Consider the following 21921-nt stretch of genomic DNA (forward strand, 5'->3'; position numbering starts at 1 on the left):
CCCCCCCGCATGCGGCACGCACGGCCGCATTGATCCACGGGAGCATAGGGATGCTGCGTGGCAGCGATATTTACGATGATCAGGACAATTGACAATGGGTTAAATGTACGTACCTTCTGTCACTCTGCGTTAATCAGAGCGCGGTGCGTTCAACCCCATATCAGCGACGGGTTCCGCGCGTTACGACGCACATCGATTCGCAAGTTGGCGTGCAACACGCGCGACGACCTCTTCCCAATCACCTGGCTTCTGTTGACGAAAAAGCCGTGCCTGCGGATACCACGGACTATCTTCGCGTTCGAGCAACCAGCGCCAATCGGGCACACCGGGCAGTAAAACCCAGAACGGTTTGCCGAGCGCGCCAGCGAGATGGATGACCGATGTATCGACAGAAATCACCAGATCGAGCGCATTCACCAACGCAGCCGTATCCGAAAAGTCCTTCAACTCGGTGCCGAAATGAATCAGACCGCTGTCTTGCAGCGACTGTGCGTCGCGCTCGCGCACGAACTGATGCAGGCTGAAAAAACTCGCGTGCTGCGTATAAAGCGGCGCCAGCATCTCCAGCGGCACGGATCGGTTCTGGTCGTTGTTGTGCGCCGGGTTGCCCGACCACGCGAGTCCGATTCTGAGCGTTCCGGGTCGCGCTGCGGCATCGACCTTGTCGGCCCATATGCGGCTGTTTTCCGCATCCGCTTGCAGATAAGGCGTGGAAGAGGGAATCGTGTCGAGTTGTGTGCCGAACGCGAACGGCACGCTCAACAGCGGGCATTGCAGATCGAACGACGGCAGCGGGTCACCCATTGAAACCACTTCGCTCGGACCATGCAGCGATTCCATCAATTGCGTTAATGCGCTGGGCACCTCGAGAATGACGCGAGCACCGCGTGCGGCAACCAGGCTTGCGTAGCGGCAAAACTGCAGCGTATCGCCATAACCCTGTTCGGCATGCAGCAACACCGTCTTTCCATCCACTGACGCATCGCCGCTCCACGACGGCTGCCGCTCATGACGCCGATGACGGGCAATCGACGGATCGCGCCAGCGGTTTTCGTGCTGCCGCCACCCTTCAGCGAAATCGCCCGTCAGCAGGCGGCAGAATGCCTCGGCCGCTTGCGCCGTGAACAGCGCGGGATCCAGCTCCTGTGCGCGCTGAAAGCACGTGATCGCCTCCGCGTGCCGCTGCAACTGCTGCAACGAGAGACCGCGCATGTACCACGCATGCCCCGTGTCGGTCGGCGATACAAGCGCCTGTTCGTAGCTGTCGAGCGCGTCGTCATGGCGACCCAGTTGCTGCAGGACGTTGCCACGGCTCCAATAGAGTTCAGCGCTCGGCCCGGCAGCCAGCGCACGATCGTAGCTTTCGAGCGCGTCGGCGTGACGCGCCATCAGATGCAGCGCGACGCCACGGTTGTTGCTTGCGGCGTCGAGGCCCGGCGCGCGTGCCAGTGCGCTGTCGAAGGCAACGAGCGCATCGGCATGCCGTTTCATACCTTCAAGTGCATTGCCCCGGCCGAGCCACGCGAGCGCATGATCCGGTTCCAGCGCAAGCAAGCGATCGCAGCGCGCGAGCAATGCGTCGTAGCGGTGCAGATTGTCGAGCACCACGCAACCGTTGTAGAGCGCAGCGACGTCATGCGGATTCGCTTCAAGTATCTCGTCGTAGCATGCAAGCGCGTCTTCTTCCCGGCCCAGTAACTGCAGTACGCCGCCACACGCCAGCAATACGTCGACCGTCTTCGGGCGAATCACGAGCGCAGTGCGATAAGCCTGCAATGCGCGGTCGCATTGTCCGAGGTCGCGCCACGCGTGCGCACTGTTCAGATGCGTGGCGTATTCGTTGGGCGTCAACGCGAGCGCGCGGTCGTAGCTGATCAACGCGTCAGCCGGACGGTTCAGCGCGCGCAGCACGTTGCCGCGATTGCTCCACGCTTCCGGCAGCGCGCTCGACACGGCGAGCGCCGCGTCATACGCACTCAACGCTTCCAGATACTGCTGAAGCGCCAGTTTCACGTTGCCAAGCGCCACCAGCGCCGGCGCAAGCCGTGGTTCGAGTCGTAGCGCGCGATCGAGCACCGCCAGCGCCTCGTCATTGCGGCCGAGCCGCACCAGGACCGCGCCGTGGTTGGCCAAGGCCCATCCATAGCCCAGCCCGAGACTGAGCGAGCGCGCAATCAACGGCTCGGCCGCCTCCGCCTCGCCATTGTGTAAATGCGCGACGCCTAGCAGATGCAACGCGTAGGCGTTCGCGGGGTCGATGGCAAGCACGGCACGATACCCATGTTGCGCTTCCGCCAGTTTCCCGCGTTCGTGCTGGCCTCGTGCGAACTGCAGCATATGATCGATGACCGGTTGTCCCGGCATCGCAGCTTGCGGCGCTAGCGCTTCCGCGTGTTTGAATAGCATAGGCTCACCCGTGCGGTGATACGTTAGTCGACACCACAGATCGCAGCGCTTCGCTCACGCGCGGCAGCACGTTGCTCCAATCGCCCGGCCCCGGCTGCCGGAACAGCCGCATACGCGGATACCACGGACTGTCATCGCGATCGAACAGCCAGCGCCAATCCGGCCAGTGCGGCAGCAATACCCAGCAAGGCTTACCGAGCGCACCGGCCAGATGGGCAACCGACGTGTCGACGCTCAAAACCAAATCCGTGAGTTCGATCAGCGCCGCCGTATCGGAGAAGTCACGCACCTCGTCGCCGAAGTACGCAACGCCGAGTGAATCGAGCACTGCCCGATCATCGTCACTCAGCGGCTTTTGCAAACTGATCCATTCGTACGCATCCGTGAGTACGGGCCGCAACTGTTCCAGCGCGATCGAGCGGTTGTGGTCGTCGAGATGCTTGGGGTTGCCTGCCCAGACAATGCCGACCCGCGGACGGCTCGCGGTGCCGAGTCGTGCACGCCACTTGTCGACGAGCACCGGATCGGCCTGCAAATACGGCGGCCCCGACGGGATGGCGTCGAGCTCCGTGTGAAAGGCGCGCGGCAGACTGAGCAACGGACAGTGCAGATCGAAGATCGGCAACACGTCGCCTTGCGCGACCAGTTCGTCGACACCATCGAGCCCGCGAAGCAGCGACTTCAATGCCGGCTGAACTTCGAGAATGACATGCGCGCCCAGCGCTTTGACAAGCGGCGCATAGCGGCAAAACTGCATCGTGTCGCCGAAGCCCTGCTCCGCGTGGAGCAGGATCCGCTGACCAGCAAGCGATTGAGTACCGTCCCATGTGGGATGGGCGAAGTCGCGTTTTTGCGAGCCGACCTGCGGCTCGCGCCAGCGCCATTCATATTCCGGCCAGCCGCGTGCGAAATCACCGGTGATCAGATAAACGAAGGCCTGCGAAAAATGCGTATCGACATCGTCCGGATCGATTTCGAGTACCCGTTCGAACGCTTCCAATGCTTCGCGATGGCGCTTCATCACCCGCAGCGTATTGCCGCGCTGAAAGACCACCATCCGCTCTCGCGGCGCAAGCGCCACGGCACGATCATGCGCAACCAGCGAGTCTTCATATCGCAATAGCCGGTGCAGCACGATCGCGTAACTGGACCATGCCGGGCCATACTCCGAATCCAGTGCAAGCGCGCGTTCGCTGCTTTGCAACGCGTCCTCGATTCGACGAAGCTGACACAACACGCGCGTGCGGTTGCACAGCGTCTCGATCGAGTCCGGCTCGATCTGCAGCGCGGCGTCATAGCTCGCCAGCGCCGCATCGAACTGCAACAACTTCTGTTGCGCATTACCGCGGTTGGCGAGCGCCTTCGCGTGGTCCGGTTGCAGTGCAAGCACCCGCTCGCAGCGCACCGTCGCTTCGTCGTAGCGCCTCAGGCGCTCCAGCACGACTGAGCTGTTGTACAACGCGTCGATGTAATCGGGTTGCCACGCGATCGACTCGTTGAGGCCCGCCAGCGCCTCGGGCAATCTGCCGAGATCCGCCAGCGTCATGCCGCGCAGGAATAGCAAACGTGCGTTGCCAGGCGAGATCGCCAGCGCGCGCTCGCAGTGGTCGAGCGCTGCTTCGCTGCGTCCCATTTGCCTGAGCACATCGGCGCAATACCCCAATACCTCCAATGACGCCGGCTGCACCGCGCGCGCCCGCTCGAACGACGCCAGTGCCTCCGGCGCGCGTCCCAACGTGAGCGCGACTGCGCCGTGGCGGCATAGCGCGTCGACCAGCGTCGGCGCAACCTTCAGCACATGGTCCCACGCCGCTAGCGCCTCATCGAACCGTGTCATTTCTTCCAGCAGACTCGCGCGTTGGGCCAGTGCACGCAGATGCGCCGGGTTGAGCGTCACCGCTTCGGTCAGACAGTTCAACGCCTCGTCGCGACGTCCCAGGCTCGTCAGCACAGAAGCGCGATTGGCGAGCGCTAACGCAGTGGGAGCAAGGTCGATGGCGCGTTTCAACGACGCGTCGGCTTCTTCGGCCCTGCTCTGCTGGAACTGCAAGACGCCGAGGCCGTGCCATGCCTGTGCGTGATCGGGCGAGTCGGCTAGCACGACGCGGTAGCCGCTTTCCGCCTCCGCGAAACTCCCGCGTTCGTGAGCTGCATGTGCGGCGCTGAACAGGTCTTGTGTGGCCGCACGGTGCCCGCTGACCGGCGCGTTCGCTGCCACGTCAGCGTCCATGGCGAAGGCTCGCAGTGTCGTCAATCGTTCGCGACGTTGCTTCACGCAGCGCGTTTTTGACGGACTCGATTGCCGAAGCCCAGTCTCCCGGTTTGCCTTGGCGGAATAGACGCGCCGTTGGATACCACGGGCTGTCGGTTCTGTCGCTCAGCCAGCGCCAGTCGGAAGGCTCAGACAGCAGCAGCCATACCGGCCGGCCCAATGCACCCGCCAGATGCGCGACGCCGGTATCGACCGCAATGACGAGATCGAGAGCGCTCACCAGCGCGGCCGTGTCGGAGAAGTCACGGATTTCGTTGGCCAGGTTGCTCAACGGCAGCGTGGCAAGATCAGCCTTGTCTTCATCCCGCACCAGCTTTTGCAGACTGATCCAGTCGACGTCCGGCGCCGACTTCACGAGCGGCGCCAGACTCGCCAGACGGATCGAGCGATTCCGGTCGTTCAGATGCTGCGGATTGCCGGACCATACGACACCTACGCGCATCCGGCGATCATCGCCCAGTAGTTGTCGCCACTTTTCCACCATCTTGGGATCGGCGGCAAGATACGGCGTGTGTGCAGGCAGCGTCGTGAGATCAGTGCCGAGTGCTAGCGGCACGCTAAGCAGCGGGCAATGGAAATCGTACGGCGGCAAAGGCTCGCCTTTCGAGAAAATCTGTGAGGGACCCCGCAATGACGGCATCAGCAGCCGCAACGCAGGTTGCACCTCGAGCAATACCTTCGCTCCGCGCGCCACGATAGGCTCCACGAAACGGCAGAACTGCAACGTGTCGCCAAAACCTTGCTCCGCGTGCAGCAGGATGGTTTTTCCGTTCAGGTCCTCGGCACCCGACCAGCGCGGCGCAGTCAGGTCGTGGCGCGCGTCCTTCGAGGCTGGGTCGCGCCAGCGCCATTCGTATTCGCTCCAACCGCGCTCGAAGTCACCCTGACGCAAATAGACGAAAGCGCGCGCGCCGTGGGCATCGAAGTGTTCGGGTTCGAGCGCAAGCGCCCGCTCGTAGGCTTCTAATGCTTCGCCAGGTTTCGCTACGTTCAGCAATACGTTGCCCCGGTTCAACCACGCAATCGTCGAGCGCGGGTCGATTTCCAGCATGCGTTCATTAGCCGCCAATGCCTCGTCGAAACGCTGCAGATCCTGCAGCACGTTGCCGCGATTACCCCATGCCGCAGCGAATGAAGGCTCGATGGCGAGAACCTGGTCGAGGTTGGTGAGTGCTTCGTCGTAGCGCCCCAGGTGCCGCAGCGCTGTGCTGCGGTTGCATCGCATGCTTGTGGATTGCGGATCGAGCAAAAGTGCGGCGTCGTAGTCGGTCAGCGCCGACTTGTAGTCCTTCAATGCAAGCCGCGCGTTCGCCCGGGTTGCCAGCGCCCTCGCGTGTTGTGCTTGCAAGGCAAGCACACGGTCGCACCGCGCCACGACTTCCTGCACGTGGCCGAGATGCTCGAGCGCCACGGCGCTGTTGTAGAGCGCGTCGATGAGATCCGGCTGTCCGGCGATCGCTTCGTTGAAACTCGCCAACGCCTCCCGCGCACGCCCCATGTCGATCAGCAGCATGCCGCGCATGTTCAGAATGGCCGGGTGGTTGGGCGCGATCTCCAGCGCGCGATCATAAGCGCCCAGCGCTTCGGCATGCCGGCCCTGCAACTTGAGCACGTTGCCGCGATTGGCGTGCGATTCGAAGGAACGCGGATCGACTGTCAAGGCTGCCGCATAGGTATCCAGCGCCTCCTGATAGCGGCCAAGCACGCGCAACGCACTGCCGCGGTTGCATAAGGCATCGAGTGTCATCGGCGCGACGGCCAGGGTCTGGTCGTAGGCGGCAACGGCTTCCTCGTAACGCCCCGCTTCGATCAGCGTGTTGCCACGGCGCACCAGCGCGTGCAAATCGCGTGGATCAAGCTTGAGGGCCGCGTCGAAACATGCCAGTGCTTCGTCGATCTGTCCGCCGGCGGCGAGGATGGAGCCGAGATTGGCGAGTGCGAGCGGTTGCGGCATGAGCTGCGTCGAGCGGCGCAGCAGTGTCAGCGCGCGCTCAGGTTGTCCCTGCTGCGCGTGAAGCACGCCGTATAGATGTAAGGCTTCCGCGTCGTCCGGCTGGTCGGCGAGCAACGTTTCGTAGGCCCGTTTCGCTTCGTCGAGGCGACCGCCTTCGTGCAGAAGCGTCGCCTGCACGAGCGTCATGCGAGGTTCAGCATAACCGGTAGCCGCCGCTTCGCCCGCCGTCGTTTCGTGAATCCGCGCGTTTGCCGGCGCCGGCTGGATCGCCACGCCTTGCTGTGCGTTTTGCATTGTTTGCCTCGCTATCGCGGTGTGCCCGTGGCTGCCCTTGCGTAGCAGCTTTATACGGAGATCAGGGAGATCGGCCCACTCGACCCATTGGACCCGTTCGACCTGCAGGGCCATTGCTCGTCGACAGAGATTAGCCGAGCTCGCATAACGGGCGTGTGACGCAAGGTACGGACACCTGCGGTATTGCGGCTCAAAATGGGGCCGCACGTTGTTCAGTACATTTCGACATGCAGCAGGCACATCTCAGCGCTACATTCAAGGCGTCCTGGCGCGAGGAGGCCAATCCTTTGCGTTCACAGAAAGCAAACCGCCTCGACACGCGTCGAAACAAACGTGCTTTTTCGCACGACGTATTGCAGCAGCACGTATTGATCCAATATCACGGCCTATGTCCCTACTACGCGACGCGACAGTGAAACGAAGAGGCCGGCGCGCTTCTGGTTTTACGCTGATCGAAGTGCTGATCGCGTTGGCGATTGTGGCTATCGCGCTGGGTGCCACGCTGAGAGCGATCGGTTCGCTGAGCATCAACACCGAAGCCGCGCGCGCGCGGATGCTCGCGCTGTGGAGCGCGGACAATGCATTGAGTGAACTGGCGATCTCGCAGCAATGGCCCGACCCGGGCCGCCGCGTTTTTGCATGCCCGCAAGGCGGGCAGACGTTTATTTGCCGCGAGACGGTTGTGCAATCGGAAACGCCGTCCATTCGCGCGGTGACCGTTGCGGTGTATCGCGACACTTCGAGCAATGCGGAACTCGCCGCCATGGCGACGGCGCTTCAGCATGAATCACGTTAAGCCCATGAGCCACGCGAACCTTCGGAAGCATCGAAGCCGCCGCGCGCGGCAGTCGGCGTTCACGTTGATAGAAATGCTGGTGGCGATCGCGCTGCTCGCACTGGTCGCCGTCTTATGCTGGCGAGGTCTCGACGCCACGATTCGCACCCGCGAGGATGTCGTCGGGCACCTCGCTCGCACACGTAATCTCGCGCGTTATTTCTCCCAGCTTCAATTCGATACGCTGAACATGGCGACCCCGCAGGAAATCGGCGGCGCGCCGCTGCGAATCCGGCCGAACGAGCTGGTTATCGCGCGCCATCTCGGAGTCGGCGCCGGCCCAACACGATTGCAGATCGTGCGCTATCAACTCAAGAATCACCAGTTGATACGCAGCGCATCAGCGCCGCTCTCCACGCTTACTGAAGTGAAGGATGCGGCCCAGAACATGGACGGCTTCGCCGGGGTCGTCGCGATGGACGATGTGCGGTCAATGAACGTGTTCGTGTGGATGGCGCCAGTGTGGACCGATCAGCAGCAGGTCATCGCCAATGCTTATGCGCGATTTCTCACGCAATATGCGGTCGGGACGAACAGCACGGTCGGCATGCCGCTGCCGCGCGGCATACGATTTTCAATCTCGACGGGTAGCCCTGCGGCTGCGTTTGTCAGAACCATGCCGCTCGCGCAGTGACCGACTAGCGGAATCCATCGCGCCCGGAGCGGTGCATGCGACGCGTCATGACTGCCGCTGCCGCCGCTACCTCCGCCTGCACAATCCTGCGCGATTCAGGGCGCGACGTGCCCCGCAAGCGTGCTTTGCTGCGCGGCGATCAACTGCCGCGCGATGTCCCACGCGGTCATCGCCGAATCGGGATTCCCCGAAATCTGCGCGGTCACGGTGGCGCCGTCCACCAGGATCAGCAACTGCGCCGCGAGCCGCGCCGCCACTGCCGGCTCGAACATGTCCGCGAGCAACTCACCTAGCAACGCCGTCACGTGCTCCTTCTGGGCGGCGGACGCGCGATGGATCGCATCGCCATGATCCGGAAACTCCGAGGCGGCGTTAATGAACATGCAGCCGCAAAACGTCGCCTCCTTGAACCACGTTTCATGCCAGAGAAACACCGCCTTGATGCGTTCCAGCGGTTGTTCATAGCCGTTCACAAACGCGCGCAGGGAGTCGGCTGCACTTTCTTCACGCTGCTTGAGGACAGCCAGAACGAGTTCGGACTTCGACGCGAAGTGGTTATAGAGCGTCATCTTCGCGACGCCCGATTCCGTGATGATTCGATCGACGCCTACAGCGTGGTATCCCTCTTTCGAGAACAACTCGGTGGCTTTGTCGATCAACTGTTGCCGCTTGCCCGAAGGCGTCTTTTGCGTCAGTGACATTCTTCAATGAGTAGATACGGTGGGCCCGGGCGAGATACCTGAGTTCACTTGGCGCCCATTGCCTCAGCCATGGCCAGATGGGATTCGGACAGCAAATGTACCGCGCTGCCCATTTCACACGAGTGAATCTGTAAATCGACTTGCGCGATGCTGGTGTTCATTTCGATGTCTTTCAGCTTGCCGATCAACTCTGCCCATTGCTCGATAGATACGAGGCACGCAACGGGCCTTTGATGCCGCATCACGATCAACGGCCGCGCGCAGGCGTCGCGCAGGGCCTTCGACGGATTCTTGCTTAGATCACGTGTGGTGATGGACAGTGCACCGAGTGTCGCCAGATTTTCCATGTCAGCCCTCTCAGCAATTCACCGGCAGCAGCCAACGGATCTCGTCGCCTGCCGTGGCGTTTGCTTATGTGTGTTCTGATTTGTGCGCGGGGCGTTGCCGTCCGTTACCCGGTAAGGCGCGGTAATGAAATGGAACAACGCCGAGGCATTCTATACAGATGGGTCTGTTTAAGCGACAGGCAATGTTGAGATTTTCGTTGAATTATTTTTTGCAATTTGCTTTCTATATGCCTTCAGTTCTGGATGCCTCGTTAGAGAAAACACATAGTGGGAATCTGGCGTTCCGGCATCCCCCTGGCCTGCGTTCCAGTCCTCGGTTGTACGAACAATTTTTCATCCGGATGTCATGACAGTGGCGGCTTTGCTGGGGCTGCCACACTGCTGTCATGGCCGCGCCATAACAACGGGTCACCCTGAACATGAGCTGTTCCGTCCTCACCCAGGAGACATGCCATGTTGACCGCCCGCGTTGGAATCGTGTCGCAATCCGCCGCCGTACCTTACAGCGATGTCGTCCGTGTCGCGCAGGCCCTCAACCTGCAGATCAGCCGCGATCTCGCACCGATCTGGAATGTGTCGGGCACCGTTGTCGCGCTCGAGTCCACCGACCATCTCGATCCAGGCGTCTGGCCGGTTTACGTGGTGGACGAGGTTCAGGCGGGCGCCGCCGGATTTCACCTGACCGAGCACAACCAGCCGTTCGCGGTTGTCCTGGCCGGCAATACATGGTCGCTGTCGGCGAGTCACGAGATACTCGAAATGCTGGTCGATCCAGGCGGCAACCGCCTCACCGCGGCCAATGCGGTGACGATCATCGACAACGAAGTGCAGGACGGTGACGGCAAGGTCGAATATCTGGTCGAGATATGCGATCCGCCCGAAGACGCAACCTGCGCCTATCTGATCGACGACGTGCTGGTCTCGGACTTCTACACGCCTAACTATTTCGACCCTGCCGGCACGTCGGGCGCACGCTACAGTTTCAGCGGCAAGATCACGCGGCCTCGCCAGGTGCTGCCTAATGGCTACCTCACCTGGTTCAACCCGCAGAACAACAAGCTGCAGCAGGTCAGGCATTTCGGCGCGCCCGAAATTGTCGATCTCGCATCCGGGCAACCCGGTGGCGGATCGCTGACGGGCGGACGGTCGCTGCGCAGCTTCGTCGACGGCCTCACGCAGTTGCCTCAGCCGCTCTCGCAATTGAAAGCGAGCGCGCCGGCGGTGGAACGGCGAGACGCGCGCCGCATGATATTCGCCAGTGCGTTGCCAACCGGCGCGGCCCTTTTCTCGGCGGCGCTCGCTCGCCTCAAGACGGACCCTGCCGGCACCGCCGGTGCGAAACAGGAAACTGAGGAAACCCAGGCAATCAACATTCGGACCATGCTCGACACGCACGCCGACTCGTTCCGGCAAGCAGGTGTGCTGTCCGTGCGTAGCGGCTTGCAATGGCCGGCGCCTGGACGCGCTGTCATGCCAGCCATTGTCGTCACCGTGGCGGCGGACAAGCTCACAGCACTGCAAGCCGCGCTGCCGAAGCAGATCGACGGCGTACCCGTCGATGTACGCGCTGCCGACGCCATGGAATCGATGCAGGCGCTAGACCCCTCGCGATATTGCGCACTGGCTGAAGCTCGCCATGAACTGCGGCAACCCGATTTCGCGGACCAGGTGTTCTTCGACGGACAGGGCAACGCACTCGCAAGTCCGCCTGCGCCGCTCCAGGCGTTCGTCGCTGCCCGTGCGCGCAAGGAGCAGATTCCGTACGTACCGGCGCCGGACGCGAGTCTCGATGCAGTGACGGAACAGGTCTCGCTGGTGCTGCACGTCAGTCCCGATGCCGGATGGGCGGAGCTATCGAGTTTCATCGCCGGCGTTCGCAAAGAACTGGTGGTGGGCATGTACGACTTCACATCGGAGCACATTCTCGCTGCTGTCAAATCCGCGTTTGCCGGAGACCAGAAGCTGACGCTTACGCTCGACCATCCCGCGAAGAATCCCACGGCCGACCAGACCGATGAGCAAACCCAGGACGATCTCTCGGCCAAGCTCGGCGAGCGCTTCGCCGGCACCTGGGCGCTCACCAATGCCGATCCGAAAGCCCCTGTCTGGATCTATCCGAACGCGTATCACATCAAGGTCGCGGTGCGCGAAGACGATACCTTCTGGCTCTCTTCGGGCAACTGGAACAACAGCAATCAGCCGGAGATCGATCTGTCGGACGTGGCAGCCGCGCGCAAGCTCGCCGAGAAGAGCGATCGGGACTGGCATGTGATCGTCACGAGCAAGGCGTTGGCGAGCACGTTTCGCGCGTTCCTGGAGAATGACTATAAGGTCTCTCACGACGCGATAACTCAAGCCCGGGCAATGGGGATGGATATTCCCGGAGCCGGGACCGCCGCGCTCGACGTTCCAATCGAAGCGTTTGCAGCCGGCAAGGCCCCGCGCCAGTTCTTTGCGCCGAAGACGTTGAGCGATACCGTACAGATCCAGCCGCTACTCACGCCCGATAACTATCAACCGCATGTTCAGACGCTCATCGAGTCCACCCAGCAGCGCTTCTACATGCAGACCCAATATATCCATCCGAGCGGACGCCCGGACGATGCGCAACATGACGCGTTGATTGCGGCGGTGAAGGCGCTCATCGACCGCAAACTCGACGTGCGTCTCATCACCAGTCAGTTCCAGAACGACGCATGGGTCGAGAAGCTGGTCGCGGCGGGCGTGCCGTCGTCGGTGCTGCGCCGGCAGGCGAACGTTCACAACAAAGGAATCGTGGTCGACGGAAATGTCGTCATGGTCAGCAGTCAGAACTGGTCGGCGGACGGCACGCTGCGCAATCGCGATGCGGGCCTGATCATTCATAGCGCGGATGCCGCGGCTTACTTCGAGCAGATTTTCCTGCACGACTGGAATTATCTGGCTTCGCCGGTGGGCAGCTAAGGGGCCTTGCGAAGCGCGCGTGTGCGGTTGTGAAAACAGCATTGCAAAACGGAAGCGGCACAACGTGGCAGTAATCACGCCACGTTGTGCCGCATCGCGCGCTGAGTCCTAGCCGAGCTATCAGTCGAGCGCGAGCAGTCGCTCGTAAAGCGCGTCATAGTAAGCGGCACACGTATTCAGACGCCATTGCGCGCCCGCATAGATGTCGTCCATTTGCGAAGGGAACTTGGTGGCGAGCGGCACGATGACGTTCGACAGCCAGCCCTCCGCGTGCACCACGTCGATGGAGACGTGTTCGTCGTAGTACTCGAGCTCGCCCGCTCCACCCAGGCCGAGCCGCCGGCATCCGCGCGTGAGTTTTTCGTATTGCGTCGGATCGAGCAACTCAGTCACGGCCATCACGCCCAGCGACTTCAGACCCTGGCTGCGATTCAGGCCCGTCATCATGAACAGGTTGTAGCCGGCCAGCCCCTGCCAGCCGAGCAAAGACGCGTGATCGTCGTCGGCATGAGGAATGTCCACGGTCTGCAACAGGTGGCGGAACAGCGTGACGTGGCTTCGCTGAGGATCGCCCTTGCCCGCTTCGTCCCAGAAGTTCTGCGACAGCTCACCGCGCACGGAAGGGTCCGAGCCCAGCAATGCGAGAACGATCAGATCGAAGAAACGGATATTGAGCGCGCTGTCGCTGCGAAAGAACGCAGACAGTTGCGCTCGCGTGGCGTCTTTCTCAAGGAAATCGAATAGCGGATGCTTTGACGCGCGATGCTGCGCCGATACCGCGCGGATGGCGTCGGTCAGGTCATGTGCGGAGTGCACGTTGGCGTCGAGCCGCGTCGTGTGTAGCGCTTCGGACGCAAGCCAGCGTCGTTCGATCGCGCCACGCAGACGGGTCAGATAGGGATTGAACTGGTTCACGCACCGCTTGCTTCCGGCCGGTGCGACGTGGAGTTCATACAGCGCGAAAAGCGTGGCATGCACGTCCGCCAGCGCATCGTCCTCCCTACGCGCGAACGCGGCCTCGATCGCCTCATCGGCTCGTTGCAGCAGCGCGGCGAATTCCTGGGGATGTACGTCGAAATGCAACTCCAGCGCGGAATCTTCAAGCATCGCGCGAATTACGGACGAAAGATCTTCTGCTTCCGCCAGATGCATCGAGATGGGTAGTGACGACGAATCACGGAAAGGCGAACGGATCGCGTGTTCCGATTCGGCATGGACGCTAAACATGGGGATACCCCGGCTAGACTGTTATCTGTGCACCCGCGCGGTATCGCGATGGATGGCCTGACGCGATGTCAGGCTGACATTGGCGTGCAGTAAGCGTCAGTGCTTACAGATTGTGTCGTCGCCGCGTTGCGTTCGCGTGTCTAAATGTACTTACAACGGGATTGCGTTCCCTGTGCGCGTGCACCGGCCCGTGCGTCTCTCGTGCACGGCCCGGCCAACGTGCATGGCAGGTGCGCTGGGAAGCGGCTGGCAGGCCGGCGTAATTTGTCCGTCACCCGCCAGCAATATGGCGATGTCATGATGATGCTTCGTACCCGCCCCTGCGGCTCGAGAACTTGCAGCCGGATGCGCTGCAGTCCGACACCGCCCGGGCGGGCACGCCTCCCGCCAAAACTTGCATCGAACCACGATGCCGGGTTTAGCCCTTCGCGGGACGCCCCGTCTTTACCGTTTCAAGCGACGACACCGCGGCCAGCAGGCGCTGCGCCGAAGCCGACTCGAGCATCATCAGGCCTGCGCGCAACAGTTCGCTCTTCTTCACCGGCACGCCGGCGTCGAGGCACTTCTGCTTGAGCGACGCGATCATGTCGTAGTCCGACTTCGGCATCGTGAAGCTGTCGCGCACGACTTTTTCTTTCTTCGGCTGCTTGGCTTTCTTCGCTTCCGGAGCGCTGGCAGGCGCGGCTTCCGCAGTTGCGGAACGCTTCGGCTTGGCTGCTTTCTTCGTGGTTTGCGCCGCTTCGGCAGTGGCCGCGGGCTTGGTCTTGGGGGCTTTTTCGACGACAGGCTTGGCTTCCGCTGCTGCCGAGGACTTCGCTTTAGCGGCCTTCTTGACGACAGGGGCCGCTTCCGCAGTTGCCGAGCGCTTTGCTTTGGCTGGTTTCTTGACGGCGGCCTTCGCTTCCGCAGTCGCCGCGCGCTTCACTTTCTTGGCAGCTTTCTTGACGACAGGCTTTGCTTCCGCGGCGGCCGCGCGCTTCGCTTTGGACGCTTTTTCGACGGCAGGCGCCGCTTGCTCCGGCTGCTCCGCCGCGACTGCCGGCTCGGCGCCATCTACTGCGTGCTTCGACGAGCTCTTGGGGAAGTGGAACGCCTTCTTGGTGTGCTCTTTCGTAACGGGTGTTGTCATGTGGTCTCTCCGTGTTGATAACCGTATAAACAGTATATACCGTTTATTTTGCTATCGGACATGGAGCGCCATAGGCTGCCGTATCAGCAATCGACTTGCACATTGAAGGAAATAACGCTGATCGCCGCGGCGCGATGCTGCCATGCAACGCGCCGCGGTCAAGGCGGTACAGCTTACTTCAGACGCGCTTGCAACTCGTTGGCAAGCTGCCTCGTTGCAGCCTTGGTCGGCGCGTCGTTGGCGAGCGCGTTAAGCAAGCCAAAGTCGTGGATCGTGCCGTTGTAGCGAACTATCGTGACTTCGTCGCCCGCTGTATCGAGCTTGCGGCCATAGGCCTCGCCTTCATCGCGCAGTACGTCGAACTGCGCGACCTGAATGAGCGCCGGCGGCAGCCCCTTCAACTGCTCCACCGACGCGCGCAGCGGCGACGCGTAGATCTCATTACGCTGCTTCGGATCCTTGGTGTAGGCGTCCCAGAACCACTTCATCATCGGCCGGGTGAGGAAGTGGCCTTCCGGATAGGCGTTGTACGAGCCGTCGCTGAAATTGTTGTCCGTCACCGGCCACATCAGGCCTTGAAAGCGGATTGCGGGACCCTGCTTGTTCTTCGCCATCAGGGATACAACCGCGGCCATGTTGCCGCCGACGCTGTTGCCCACTACTGCGAGGCGGCTGCCGTCCACGCCGATTTCATTGCCGTGTTCCGCGACCCATCTGGTGGCCGCGTACGCCTGATTGATCGCCACCGGATAACGCGCTTCGGGCGACGGCGTGTAATTGACAAACACCGCCACGGCCCCGGATTGCACGACGAGGTCACGCACCAGCCGCTCGTGCGTCTGGAAATCGCCAAGGATCCAACCGCCGCCGTGGAAGAACATGAACACCGGCAACGTACCCGTTGCGCCTTGCGGCCGTACGATCGTGATCGGCACGCTGATGCCGTCCTGCTCGATGGTCTTGTTCGACACATCGATGCCGGACAGATCGACCTTCACGCTGTTCTGCGCGCTAACCAGCACCTGACGCGCCTGCGCCGGTGTCAATGTGTTGATTGCCGGTCCTGTGCCGCTGTTCAACGCATGCAGGAACTGGCTGGTCACCAGATCGGGCGAGGCGGACGTTGCCGGGCTTGCGGCGATGGCGAGGGTCGCGCTGGTTGCAAGTACGGCGGCCAGCAGCAAAGGCTTGAAGGTCTTCATGATTTTTTCCAGGTTTGTAACGGTGAGAGGCTGAGGCTTAGACGATCGTCAGGGTGACGTCGATGTTGCCGCGGGTCGCGTTCGAGTAAGGGCAAACGACGTGCGCCTTGTCGACCAGTGTTTGCGCCGCTTCGCGCGGCATGCCGGGCAGCGAGATCTTCAGTTCCACTTCAATGCCAAAACCATTCGGGATCGCGCCGATGCCGACGCTGCCGTCGATCGAGACGTCCGCGGGGATGGCGATCTTGTCGCGGGCGGCGACGAATTTCATCGCGCCGAGGAAACAGGCGCTATAGCCGGCCGCGAAGAGCTGTTCCGGATTGGCGCCCTCGCCGCCCGCGCCGCCCAGTTCTTTCGGCGTGGTCAGCTTGAAATCGAGGTTGCCTGCGGGCACCACGGCGCGGCCATCGCGGCCACCGGTGGCATGAGCTTGAGCGCGGTAGAGGACTTTTTCGAGTGACATGGTGAAGCTCCTTACAAGAGTGAGTGATCGAATTTGCTATCTACTACTAGATAGATTAATCCGTAAAATTAAACAGGCAATTCAGGCTTTTCCTGGCTACTTCCTCGCTACTTCCTATTCCCAGCTTTATTTCCCATCAATCTATCTACTCAAAGATAGATTGATGGGCCAAACAAAGAGGCGGCGCACCGCCTCTTAACTGACTACCGCGCTGCGAGCTTCACCGCGCAATCCGCACCGTCGCCTCGACGTCTTCGAGCCGGGCCTTGGTGTGGAACAGACGGCTTGCAAGCACACTGCCCTGAAAAGCCGCATACAACGCCCGCGCCGCGTTTTCCGGTTTCCCGTTCACCGCCAGCGTGCCTTCCTGCACACCTTGCGCGAGAACCTTGGCTAGCCAGTTTTCGTTCGCTTTGAAAAACGCCTGCACGGCTTGGCGGATGTTGTCAGGCAGCGATTCGATGTCTGCAGCCAGCATGCCGCACAGGCAGATCTGATTGCCGTCACCGAGTGTCCTGCCGAACAGCTTCGCGTACTTGCTCAGCTTTGTGTCCGCGGCCAATGAAGCGTTAATGCCATGGAGCGCGCCCAATACCTCATTGCTGTACGCATTCACCGCCTCCAGAACCAGATCGTCTTTCGACGGAAAGTAGTAGTGGATGCTCGAGGTTTTCACGCCGACCAGACTGGACAGATCACGGTAACTGAACCCGTTGTAACCACGCAGCATGATGAGCGTGATTGCGTGGTCGAGGATCTGTTCGCGGACTGTCGTTGTCGGTTCCATGGAGTGAACTTTATCTACTCATAGATAGACTGTCAAGCGACTTTGCAATTTTTCAGGCAACGCGACGTGGCTATCCGATATGAAGGCAGAGCCGCGGTGGCATAGACTGTTTTCTGTCGCCGGCTCGACCGTTGCCTATCCTGTGAGATACCGTGGGGAGCAGGGTTCGCAACCGGAACCTCCGGTGGCGCTAAAAACGGCATTCCGTCCATCCTTTGTTCCCGTTGGTCGACGAGATCTCATCATGGAATATATCGAAAGCCTGCGCATTTTCCGGTCGGTGGTCGAACTGAAGAGTTTCACCCGCGCGGCGGATATTCATGGCTTGGCCCGGCCGGCGGTGTCGCGGGCAATCGCGGGGTTGGAAGAGCGGATCGGATGCCGGCTGTTGAACCGGACGACCCGGCAGGTTTCACTCACCGAAGCCGCGGAACGATTCTATGAAGGCTGCGTGCGTATCCTGGACGATCTGGATGTACTCGAAGCGAACGTAGCAAACCAGACACGCGAAGCGGGTGGCGTCTTACGCCTTGTCGCCCATACGACGGCGACGGTAAGCCGGCTGGTTCCCCTGATCGCCGGATTCAAGCGGGCCCATCCGAAAGTCACGCTCGACGTGACGCTGACGGAGCGGCCCGTCGACCTCGTCGGCGACGGGTTCGACCTTGGCCTCATTCTTCCGTACATGCTGACGAGCGAAACGACGGTGGTGCGCCTGCTCGAACGCATTCCGGTTGTCATCGTCGCGACGCCGCAGTATCTGCAGGCGTCGTCAACGCCGGGAGACCCGTCGGAACTGGCCACGCATCTTTTTGTGCCGATGTCGCCGTCCATTCGGCGCCCTGTCATCGGCTTCCGGATTGGCGAGGAGGAGTTGAGCGTTCCGCTTCGCTTCGATGTTTCGTCGAACAGCCCCGCCTTCAACCTGGAAATGGTGCTGCAGGGTTTCGGAATCGGTGTCGTGCCGGCAGCGCTTGTAGAAAACGAATTGGCCTCGGGGAAGCTCGTCCAGCTGCTCAGCGGTTCGCAGCTTGTCGACGACAGCGTCGAAATCCAGCTCGCCTACAGCAACCGGACCCTGCTGCCGGCCAAGGTGCGCGCATTTATCGACTATGCGGCTGCCTTCTTCGAAACGCTGGCGACATCGCGCTAATCGGGCAAAGACAACCTGCGAAACGCGCCGGTGACAAAAAGGGCGGGATGAGTCGCCGCTTTCGGTGCTCGGTATTCGGTATTCGGTATTCGGTATTCGGTGATGAGCCCGACTGGATCCGGCCAACGCCACGCGCGCCCGGTCAGCGCCCAGCCCCATTCCTCGTTGCTCCCCGGACGATTGGTGCACGAAACGACAACAAACTGATAATCCGGCCAGCATCGCTTCCCGGCCGGGGCCGCACTACTCTGTGCGTATGCACTCAAACGATCTTCCGGACGACGACTGCTTTGCTCTCCGTCAAGCCTCCCGACATATTTCGAAGCTTTACGAGCGTCATTTGTCTGAAGCCGGCATCACGCCCACACAGTTCAGCGTCCTCAGAACACTGAGTCGTTGTACGAATCTGACGATGGCCGAGTTGGCCAAAGCCATGGTGATGGACAGAACGACCCTCGTTCGAGCGCTTAAACCCCTGCTCCGGCGTGGCCTCGTGGTTGCTCCCGCCGAACCGCAAAGCAATCGGCGGTTGCGAGTCGTGCTCACCCGCAGAGGGTTGACGAAGCTCGACGAAGCGGCCGCTCATTGGGCAACCGCGCAGGCCAGTTTCGAACGTAGTTTTGGCCAGCAACAGGCAGCGCATCTGCGAAGCGAACTGTTTCGCATGACGAGCTACCTGTCCGAAAGATAACCCCAACGCAACAGACTTATTCACCTCGTAGATCGATAAGCAAATATTTGAACGCTATTGTGTGCATATGCACTTTAAGCAATGCGAAGCCATACAACCCAGATCAGCCAAAGGAAAACGGAAACCATCATGAAGCACGATCGACCCCAGCTCCGAGCGAGCGCATGGGCTGCCACGATAGCCGCGGCGGTAGCGGCGCTTGGTCTCGCCGGATGCGTCAACTACGCCGGCATCAAGAGCGACAAGCAGATTGCCCCGCCCACCCAGTACGAGACGAAGGAGAGCTTGCCTGCCGAGGGTGGACAGTGGCCTGCCATGGATTGGTCTAAGCAATTCGGCGATCCGCAACTGTCTGCGCTGATCGACGAGGCGTTAAAGGGTAATCCAACGATCGACCAGGCACGCGCCCGGATTGAGAAAGCCTCTGCCTCTGTCGGCAACGCCCATTCCGCACTCTATCCAAACGTGACGGGAAGCTATTCATGGACGCGCGAGCGCTATAGCGAAAATGGGTCGACTCCACCGCCGGTCAACGGCACATGGCAGAGCGAGAACAACGTGCTCGCCGGTGCTTCGTTTGATCTCGACCTGTGGGGCAAGAATCGCGAGCGGCTTCGTCAGTCCGTCTCGCAGGAGAAGGTCGCTGAAGCCGAAGCCGAGGAGGTGCGCATCTCTTTGGCCGCTTCGGTGGCCAGCACCTACAACCATCTTGCGCAGCTCTATGCGTTGCGCGATATCGAAGCCCGCGAAGTGAAGAATCGCGAGGACATCGGGCGAATCACGGACGGGCGTGTGGGCGCGGGACTCGACACCAACGTGGAGCGGCAGACCGCATACGGCGAAACCGCGACGAGCCGTTCCAGCGTCAGCGACCTCGATGGACAGATCACGACCGTACGCTATCAGTTGGGCGCCCTGCTTGGTGAAGGACCGGACGGCGGCCTCAAGATCGCCAATCCATCGCTTGGAGAAGGTAACGACGTCGCGCTTCCCGACAACCTGCCCGCCGATCTGATCTCGCGCCGCCCGGACATCGTTGCGGCCTATTGGCAGGTCGATTCAGCAATCCACGATGTGAAGGAAAAGAAGGCCGAGTTCTTTCCGGACGTCAATCTTTCCGCATCAGCCGCGCTGGACGCGTTTGGCTGGGGGCGATTCCTGACAGCTGGAAGCGGCCAACTTCAGGCAGGACCCGCGATCCATCTGCCTATCTTCGACGCCGGCGCCCTGCGCTCACAACTGAAGGGCCGCTACGCGGACTTCGACTACGACGTCGCCACGTACAACCAGACGTTGATCAGCGCTTTATCCGATGTTGCCACGCAGGTCACGCAGATCCACTCGGCCGACCGTCAACTGGTCGACGCACAGCAGGCCCTGGATGCGCAGACCAAAGCCTATCAACTGGCGCTCGTTCGATACAAGGCGGGTTTGAACCAGCAACTGCAGGTGTTGAACGCGGATGACAACCGGCTCGCAGCCGAAACAGCCGTCGTGAACCTCGAAATGGATCGCCGCGGCATGCAGATCGGGCTGATCAAGGCACTCGGCGGCGGCTTCGACGCTTCGCACGCCGGCCTTGCTGCGAACACGGAGACGCCGATTCCCGCGCCGTCCGGCAGCACGGCAACTCACTGAACGACCCGATCTGCGCTCGGGCGTAACGCGCCTGAGCGCGACCATCAAACCTTATTGGAGCTACTCATGAACGCACCTCAGTCACAGTCAGATAAAGAGCCGGAAAAGAAACCCGGCAAACGCAAACTCCTGCTTTCGCTGCTTGCCGCTTCGCTCGCAATCGCAGGCGCTGCGTATGGCGCTTTCTATTTCGTCAACGCCCGTCACCACGTGGATACGGACGACGCATACGTCAACGGCAACGTCGTGCAAATTACGCCGCAGGTCACGGGAACCGTCATCGGTGTCAATGCGGATAACACGCAAATCGTCAGGAAGGGCGAACCGATCGTCCAGATCGATCCCGCGGACGCCAGGATTGCGCTGCAACAGGCCGAGGCGAATCTGGGCCAAACCGTTCGCAGAGTCCATGGCCTGTATGCCGACGACGACAGATACCGTGCAGATATCGCTGAACGCCAGTCGGATCTTTCGAAGGCACAGGACGATCTGAAGCGCCGGCTTGCCACTGGCATGACGGGGGCGGTGTCGGACGAGGAAATCTCACATGCACGTGACGCGGTCCGCTCGGCTCAGGCTTCGCTTGAGGCAGCCCGGCAACAGCTTGGCGCCAATCGCGCGTTGACGGCCAACACGTCGGTCGAGAAGCATCCGGACGTACTGGCAAGCGCCGCCCACGTTCGCGACGCCTACCTGGCTTACGCGCGCACCACGTTGCCGGCCCCCGTGACCGGATATATCGCACAGCGCTCGGTTCAGGTCGGGCAGCGCGTGTCACCCGGCGCAGCGCTGATGTCGGTGGTGCCGCTGGAGCAGGTCTGGGTCGATGCGAACTTCAAGGAGTGGCAGCTTCGTCACATCCGTGTTGGACAACCTGTTGAGCTGACAGCCGACGTCTACGGCGCCTCCGTCGTTTATCACGGCAAGGTGGTGGGCTTTACGCCGGGCACCGGATCGGCACTGGCGCTGTTGCCTGCGCAGAACGCGACCGGCAACTGGATCAAGGTGGTGCAGCGGCTCCCGGTGCGTATCGAGATTCCGCCTGCGGAACTGGAAAAGCATCCGTTGCGTGTGGGTCTGTCAATGAACGTGGATGTCAACGTCAAGGACCCTGCCGGCGCCCAGCTCGGTACGCAGTCTACGTCCGCCTATAAGACCGACGTTTTCGCAAAGTACGGCGACGAGGCCGATGCCGCGATCGCGCGAATCATCGCCGAAAACGAATGACCTCCGCTCATTGGACCG

At 61.4% G+C, this 21921-nt stretch carries 17 protein-coding genes; 7 read left to right on the forward strand and 10 right to left on the reverse strand.

Annotated elements, in window-relative coordinates; all coding sequences use genetic code 11:
* Window positions 1-180 precede the first annotated feature (180 nt).
* Genes R8871_RS02545 through R8871_RS02555 form a run of 3 tightly spaced genes read right to left on the reverse strand, consistent with a single transcriptional unit; the run spans window position 181 to window position 6926 of the window.
* Window positions 181-2406: a tetratricopeptide repeat protein gene (locus R8871_RS02545; protein ID WP_246287321.1), complete on the reverse strand. Its 2226-nt coding sequence runs from the start codon at window positions 2404-2406 to the stop codon at window positions 181-183.
* Window positions 2407-2410: 4 nt separating this feature from the next.
* The gene (locus R8871_RS02550) at window positions 2411-4636 is read right to left on the reverse strand and encodes a tetratricopeptide repeat protein (RefSeq protein WP_175048900.1); all 2226 of its coding nucleotides are present in this window, start codon (window positions 4634-4636) and stop codon (window positions 2411-2413) included.
* Window positions 4626-6926 carry a tetratricopeptide repeat protein gene (locus R8871_RS02555; protein ID WP_175048901.1) on the reverse strand — a complete coding sequence of 767 codons (2301 nt, stop codon included), beginning with the start codon at window positions 6924-6926 and terminating at the stop codon, window positions 4626-4628. Before R8871_RS02555 ends, R8871_RS02550 begins: the two co-directional genes overlap by 11 nt.
* Window positions 6927-7338: 412 nt before the next feature.
* Here R8871_RS02555 and gspI point away from each other — a divergent pair, with 412 nt between their 5' ends.
* Both gspI and R8871_RS02565 read left to right on the forward strand, forming a co-directional pair.
* Window positions 7339-7722 (forward strand): type II secretion system minor pseudopilin GspI, encoded by a 384-nt coding sequence (gene gspI / locus R8871_RS02560; protein WP_175048902.1) that lies wholly within the window; start codon window positions 7339-7341, stop codon window positions 7720-7722.
* A complete protein-coding gene (locus tag R8871_RS02565; RefSeq protein WP_246287322.1) occupies window positions 7709-8395 on the forward strand; it encodes a PulJ/GspJ family protein in 687 nt (228 codons plus the stop codon). Before gspI ends, R8871_RS02565 begins: the two co-directional genes overlap by 14 nt.
* Before the next feature lie 95 nt (window positions 8396-8490).
* On the opposite strand, the gene R8871_RS02570 is transcribed toward R8871_RS02565, so the two are convergent.
* Both R8871_RS02570 and R8871_RS02575 read right to left on the reverse strand, forming a co-directional pair.
* Window positions 8491-9096 (reverse strand): TetR/AcrR family transcriptional regulator, encoded by a 606-nt coding sequence (locus R8871_RS02570; RefSeq protein ID WP_175048903.1) that lies wholly within the window; start codon window positions 9094-9096, stop codon window positions 8491-8493.
* Window positions 9097-9140: 44 nt separating this feature from the next.
* The gene (locus R8871_RS02575) at window positions 9141-9443 is read right to left on the reverse strand and encodes a type II toxin-antitoxin system Phd/YefM family antitoxin (RefSeq protein WP_175048904.1); all 303 of its coding nucleotides are present in this window, start codon (window positions 9441-9443) and stop codon (window positions 9141-9143) included.
* A gap of 453 nt (window positions 9444-9896) precedes the next feature.
* Here R8871_RS02575 and R8871_RS02580 point away from each other — a divergent pair, with 453 nt between their 5' ends.
* Entirely contained in the window at window positions 9897-12386 is a 2490-nt protein-coding gene (locus R8871_RS02580; protein ID WP_175048905.1) for a phospholipase D-like domain-containing protein, read from the forward strand.
* 120 nt (window positions 12387-12506) lie between these two features.
* Here R8871_RS02580 and R8871_RS02585 read toward each other — a convergent pair whose 3' ends face one another.
* The 5 genes from R8871_RS02585 to R8871_RS02605 form a co-directional block, all read right to left on the reverse strand.
* Entirely contained in the window at window positions 12507-13613 is a 1107-nt protein-coding gene (locus R8871_RS02585) for an iron-containing redox enzyme family protein (protein ID WP_175048906.1), read from the reverse strand.
* Window positions 13614-14031: 418 nt separating this feature from the next.
* On the reverse strand, window positions 14032-14742 hold the full coding sequence (locus tag R8871_RS02590) for a hypothetical protein (RefSeq protein WP_175048907.1): 711 nt from the start codon (window positions 14740-14742) through the stop codon (window positions 14032-14034).
* 173 nt (window positions 14743-14915) lie between these two features.
* Window positions 14916-15944 (reverse strand): alpha/beta hydrolase, encoded by a 1029-nt coding sequence (locus tag R8871_RS02595; protein ID WP_175048908.1) that lies wholly within the window; start codon window positions 15942-15944, stop codon window positions 14916-14918.
* 37 nt (window positions 15945-15981) lie between these two features.
* The gene (locus R8871_RS02600) at window positions 15982-16407 is read right to left on the reverse strand and encodes an organic hydroperoxide resistance protein (RefSeq protein ID WP_175048909.1); all 426 of its coding nucleotides are present in this window, start codon (window positions 16405-16407) and stop codon (window positions 15982-15984) included.
* A 220-nt stretch (window positions 16408-16627) separates the two neighbouring features.
* On the reverse strand, window positions 16628-17194 hold the full coding sequence (locus R8871_RS02605; RefSeq protein ID WP_175048910.1) for a TetR/AcrR family transcriptional regulator: 567 nt from the start codon (window positions 17192-17194) through the stop codon (window positions 16628-16630).
* 244 nt (window positions 17195-17438) lie between these two features.
* Between R8871_RS02605 and R8871_RS02610 the strand changes: the two genes are divergently transcribed.
* The 4 genes from R8871_RS02610 to R8871_RS02625 all read left to right on the forward strand — a co-directional run bounded on the left by R8871_RS02610 (window position 17439) and on the right by R8871_RS02625 (window position 21903).
* Window positions 17439-18347, forward strand: coding sequence for a LysR family transcriptional regulator (locus R8871_RS02610; RefSeq protein WP_175049956.1), 909 nt, complete (start codon window positions 17439-17441; stop codon window positions 18345-18347).
* A 256-nt stretch (window positions 18348-18603) separates the two neighbouring features.
* The gene (locus tag R8871_RS02615) at window positions 18604-19038 is read left to right on the forward strand and encodes a MarR family winged helix-turn-helix transcriptional regulator (RefSeq protein WP_097395779.1); all 435 of its coding nucleotides are present in this window, start codon (window positions 18604-18606) and stop codon (window positions 19036-19038) included.
* Between the two features lie 129 nt (window positions 19039-19167).
* Window positions 19168-20676, forward strand: a complete 1509-nt coding sequence (locus R8871_RS02620) for an efflux transporter outer membrane subunit (RefSeq protein WP_175048911.1) — start codon at window positions 19168-19170, stop codon at window positions 20674-20676.
* 66 nt (window positions 20677-20742) lie between these two features.
* On the forward strand, window positions 20743-21903 hold the full coding sequence (locus R8871_RS02625) for an HlyD family secretion protein (protein WP_175048912.1): 1161 nt from the start codon (window positions 20743-20745) through the stop codon (window positions 21901-21903).
* The last annotated feature ends 18 nt before the right edge of the window (window positions 21904-21921 follow it).

Source organism: Paraburkholderia sediminicola, assembly GCF_902859805.1.
GTDB lineage: Bacteria > Pseudomonadota > Gammaproteobacteria > Burkholderiales > Burkholderiaceae > Paraburkholderia > Paraburkholderia sediminicola.